This is a genomic window from Planctomonas deserti (assembly GCF_003067705.1).
Taxonomy (GTDB): domain Bacteria; phylum Actinomycetota; class Actinomycetes; order Actinomycetales; family Microbacteriaceae; genus Planctomonas; species Planctomonas deserti.
In genome coordinates this window covers 1-743 of the sequence record NZ_QANL01000043.1, presented here as the reverse complement: position 1 = coordinate 743, position 743 = coordinate 1, and the positions used below count along the sequence as shown (strand labels likewise).

The following is a 743-nucleotide window of genomic DNA, read 5'->3' as shown; positions in this document are numbered from 1 at the left end:
GTTGCCAAGATCAATCAGAACACCAACAGCCGCTACTTCTACGCTGGCCAGAACCAGCTCATGACCGAACTGAACAATGGCGTGTGGACCAACTACTTCTGGTTCGAAGGCGAACTGGTGGGGCTGGCCCGCAGCGGGCAGCACAATTACGTGCATACCGATCATTTGGGACGCCCGGAGTTCGTCACCAGCCCAAGCCAGCAGACCGTCTGGAAGGCGTACAACTACGCCTATGGACGCAGCGTCCAGAAGGATGAGATTGGCGGGTTGAACATTGGCTTCCCGGGCCAGTACTACGACGCGGAAAGCGGCCTCTGGTACAACGGCTTCCGCGACTATGACGCGAGTATTGGCCGGTACGTGCAGAGTGATCCGATTGGCTTGGCGGGGGGGTTGAATACCTACGCGTACGTCTCAGGGAATCCAATAAACTTCATTGACCCACTAGGCTTGACTCAGGAAGACATTGATCGCCTATACGCACTCGCGAAGGCAACGGAAACGGATCTTGATTTCCCTGCACGGGACCCATTTGTAAGGGATATGGGAAATGTGGCCGGGCAGTACAATCACGTAACCAGAAGGCTCTACTTAGACAAGCAGTATCTTGAGGTCCTTTCTGATGCTCAGAAGAGAGAGCTATATGACACCATCGTCCATGAAGTTCTCCATCGCAACAGAGGCGTGCTCTCGGGCAATGGAGATAAGTACACTGGGCGCCACAAGGAAATCTACGATGAGGC

Annotated in this window: 1 protein-coding gene; it reads left to right on the top strand. The window is 54.4% G+C overall.

The genetic code is table 11. The annotated features are described in order from the left end of the window. Positions 1–60 precede the first annotated feature (60 nt). Positions 61–743: RHS repeat-associated core domain-containing protein (locus DAI20_RS19425; RefSeq protein ID WP_205781500.1), on the top strand; the 683-nt coding region annotated here is incomplete at its 3' end.